General features: G+C 41.4%; 4 protein-coding genes. All 4 read right to left on the bottom strand.

Features of this window, described 5'->3' with window-relative positions:
• A partial coding sequence (locus tag VF500_RS14555) for a M20/M25/M40 family metallo-hydrolase (protein WP_330860361.1) occupies nucleotides 1-1454 on the bottom strand: 1454 nt, incomplete at its 3' end.
• Between the two features lie 482 nt (nucleotides 1455-1936).
• Entirely contained in the window at nucleotides 1937-2467 is a 531-nt protein-coding gene (locus VF500_RS14550) for a hypothetical protein (RefSeq protein WP_330860360.1), read from the bottom strand.
• 763 nt (nucleotides 2468-3230) lie between these two features.
• Nucleotides 3231-3545, bottom strand: coding sequence for a hypothetical protein (locus tag VF500_RS14545; protein ID WP_330860359.1), 315 nt, complete (start codon nucleotides 3543-3545; stop codon nucleotides 3231-3233).
• A 132-nt stretch (nucleotides 3546-3677) separates the two neighbouring features.
• On the bottom strand, nucleotides 3678-4296 hold a 619-nt coding region (locus VF500_RS14540), incomplete at its 5' end, for a translation initiation factor IF-2 (RefSeq protein WP_330860358.1).

Below are 4296 nucleotides of genomic sequence, written 5' to 3'. Positions count from 1 at the left end.
TCAATCAGGCGGTCATAGGTGTCCTGGTTGCTGTGGTGGGTACGTGTACCGTAGTCAATCGCATCCTGAATAAACTGGAAACCCGGAATGCCCACCGCATCAAACGAAAGGTGGTCGGTACCGCCGGTATTGCGAATGGTAAGGGTAGTAGCGCCAAGATCTTTAAAAGGCTCGAGCCAGGCTTTAAAGATAGGGGCCGCAGCCGAATCACCCTGTAAGTATACCCCACGGATTTTTCCTGTACCGTTATCGAGGTTATAATAAGCCGAGAGCTTTGCTTGCTCGGGTTTTAACTCCATGGTTTTAGGATCGCCGAAGTGATTAGCTACATATCCGCGTGAGCCAAATAAGCCCTGCTCTTCCGAGCTCCATAATGCGATACGGATAGTACGTTTTGGTTTAAAGTTAATGGCTTTTAAAATACGCATAGCCTCCAGCATTACCGCGCTGCCTGCCGCGTTATCGGTAGCGCCGGTAGCGGCATGCCATGAATCAAGGTGACCGCCGATCATCACTACCTGATCTTTCAGTTTTTTATCCGTGCCGGGAATTTCCGCAACTACGTCGTAACCCTGAAGGTCGTCGGTAATAAATTGCGTTTTGATATCAGCTTCCAGTTGCACCGGCTGACCGCTTTTTACAAGGCGTAAAATGCGCTGATAATCTTCGCTGCTGGTTTCAAGCTCGGGAGCAACCGCTTTGGCAGTATCGGCATATGAAGCGCCGTTAGTAGTGAACACCGTACCATCGGTACCGCGGGCCTGGCTTAATACCAGCGCGGCTTTTTCATCAACCAAAAACTGGCTTAACGCTGCCCTGAAAGCACGTAGTTTGCGGAAAGAGGCCATCTGTGCCGCGTTTGGATCGGCAGCATTCCTGCGCGGACCAGCAGGAGCAGCTTTAGCATTTTCCATTTCGGCAAGCTCCTCATCAGTGTAGCGGGCGGCATCAACTTTCCAGGTACGCTCGGTAGGGGCCTTGGTATCAAATATCACAATTTTGCCAGCCAGCTTACCTTTGTATTGCTCAAGCTCGGCGGCAGAATCAGCTTTGATCACCGTGACTTCACCTTTGATCAAACCGTTTGTTCCGGGTGTCCAGGCTTTGGGGATGGCGATGATGGCATGATAGTAGGGAACAGTAATAGCCGCATAGTTTTTTTGAACTTCCCAGCCTTTGCCGAATTTACCCCAGGCTTCCAGTTTAGCATTAGACATGCCCCAGGTTTTAAGCTGATTAACCGCCCAGTTTTGAGCGCGTTTTAATCCCGGAGAATTGGCAAGCCTTGGGCCTGAAACATCGGTAAGGTAAAAAGCCGTTTCCATTACTTTTGAATGGTTAAGGCCTTCTTCCCTTATTTTTTGAACCATAGCAGCATCAACAGGTTCCTGCGCAAACGAAGGCACCGCAATCCCCGCCGTAATTAAACACGAAAAGAGTAGTTTTAATTTCATATACAATAAATTATAAGATCAGTTAAAACAAACCTATTTATTATAAATTAAAATCGGGAATATATTGCGTTAACAAAGTTGTTACATGGGGGTGATTACTAAGGTCTCTGGTCGGAGTTACATAGTATGTGGTAATGCCGGATATTGTTTTTGTAATTGTAAACCCCGGTTAATGTTATTCGCCTGTTGGTGTTCAACTTTGAAAGTGTGAACATATGATAATTTTCTCTAAAAACAAACAATTGATAGTCAGATGATTATAGTTTATGGAAATCTAAAAATAAGCCACTATGAACAAATGGTCTCTGATAGTCAATGGGTTACAAAATCTTAGTTTAAAAAACTGAACACCCTGTTTTTAAAAGTTGAACACTGACAAAATGTTGTCAGTAACCTTAACCCGCTTTAGTAGTTACGCTATCGCTAAACTCGACCAGTTGAGGCTAATTATTAAAAAGTATTAACAAATCACCAATCGAAGTTTAATTGGCATTCATAATTACCGGGTATTTTTTTGTTCCCACTTGCTTTTTGTTATCTATGATCATTACAATCCTACCTCGTAAGTCGATTGGCCCCTGCCTCGGTTCGTACGTGCGTTTCATAGTGCCTTCCTGCCCATTATATTCGATAACTACTGCCTGGGGGCGTTCCACTTCTCTTTTTAACATGGCCTGGTCTGTAAGTGCAGTGGTGTCCGGACTTTCATTATAACTGATCAGTTTCCCGGTAAAATAAGCCATCTTGCGCCCCAATATGATATCCTTATCAATTTTCAGGTGCTTGCCATCAACCTGTTTCTTTACAATAATAGTTAACAAATGATTGGGGAACCGGTTACCAATGTACAGATACAATAAATTGGAGCGGGAATCAAAATCAATAACCTGGCATTTTAAAACCACTTCTTTACCTAAATTAGTACTGACATCTTTAACGAGTATGGTATCTGTAGTTTGGGCAATTGCTGCAAAGCCTGAAAGAAGGAGAAGTGTAAGTATTGTGTACTTCATAGGTGACTGCTTGTTTAGGTAAGTACTTATAACGAACCATATTGAAGAATGTTATTAAGCTTTATGTTTAAAAAAAGCCATTAGACTGGCGTGGATTGTTACAAGAGAAGGAGGGCGTAGTCAAGCTGAAAGCTTGACCCATATTAGTACGAAGTTACGCTACCGCTAAACTTCGACCAGTTGAGGAAATTATTAAGGTATTAGAAATTTTTTAATCGAAATTGCGCTATGCCTAAATTTCGACTAAAGAGGCAAAATCAGGAACACCAGTTTCCCCATTGAAATGATGATAATAAAAAGAAAAAGGTATAGAATAACGCTTAGCATTATTCTATACCTTCAGATCGTTCTTGTTGCCTGTTCTACATCAAACGGCATTTATATTGATATTAAAAAAGGAGCCATAGTTTCGCGCGTCGGAAAGGGCTTAAATGAGATATCAATAGAAGATGATTCAAGCGATGTGACGCTACGGAGTTCTCAATCTATTATATATTTTAATAAAAAGAACACTGGACTTGCTGCACAAACGATTTTTAATAGAGATTTGGTAATTGATTTTGATTTAACGCTCAAACCAAAGTGTACCTATAAACTACGTCAACGAATGGGATATGATCGTGGAAATTTCGCAGTTACATTTAAAACTGATAGCACAGGAAATGTTATAATGGCGTCGAATACCAATCGCAATAATTAGTCTTCTCTTGTTCCCTCTTTCTACTGTTCGAAGTTTGGCGATAGCGTAAATTCAACGAGATAGTTATAATGAATCCGAATTTATGACTTCTTTTGTTTTGAGCTTTATTAATCTGTAGCTTAACCTATCGCTGTCTTTTATTAATGAATCACCAACAGCTATTTTTTCATTAAATCTCCAACCTGTACCTAAACCATATTTATTACCGTTTATGGTAACAGTTAGCGTCTTCTTATCGCTAAATTCAAGCTTGTCAATCCTGCCAATAAAATGAGTTCTCTTTTCTTTTATTTTTGATAGTTTGTTTAACGAATAAACCACTAAATAGAGAAGCAGACTTATTGCCATTATTCCAATTATTTTCTTTTTATCACTCATTACCATTATTCGGGGCCTTTTACAAATAGCACGATCTATTAAATATAATCAATTACCAATCAATATTTCTCCCAACAAAAAAGGGCTTATCCTTTTACAGATAAGCCCTTTGATATTTTAAAGCTGATTAGTTTATGCCAGCTTGCGTTTAACTTCTACGTTTTCGTAAGCTTCAACAATGTCGCCTACTTCAATGTTGTTAAAGTTGTTGATGTTCAAACCGCACTCGTAACCGGTGCTAACTTCTTTCACATCATCTTTAAAGCGTTTCAGTGAGGCCAGTTCGCCGGTGTAGATCACCACACCATCGCGGACGATACGGATCTTGCTGTTACGGTTAATTTTACCATCAAGTACCATACAACCTGCAATAGTACCCACCTTGCTGATCTTGAAGGTTTCGCGGATCTCAACGTTAGCCACGATCTTCTCTTCAAAGGTTGGTGCAAGCATACCTTCCATCGCCGCTTTGATCTCGTTGATCGCATCGTAGATGATCGAGTACAGCCTGATATCTATCTGCTCAGCTTCGGCCAGTTTACGGGCACCTCCTGAAGGGCGTACCTGGAAACCGATGATGATCGCATCAGAAGCCGATGCCAGCAATACGTCTGATTCGGAGATCTGACCTACCGCTTTCGAGATGATGTTCACCTGGATCTGCTCGGTTGACAGTTTAAGTAATGAATCTGACAAGGCCTCGATAGAACCATCCACGTCACCTTTAACAATGATGTTAAGCTCCTTGAAG

Origin of the sequence: Mucilaginibacter sp., from assembly GCF_036383575.1 — a bacterium.
Lineage (GTDB): Bacteria > Bacteroidota > Bacteroidia > Sphingobacteriales > Sphingobacteriaceae > Mucilaginibacter.
The sequence above is the reverse complement of the archived record's forward strand: the minus strand, read 5'-3'. Positions and strand labels throughout refer to the sequence as shown.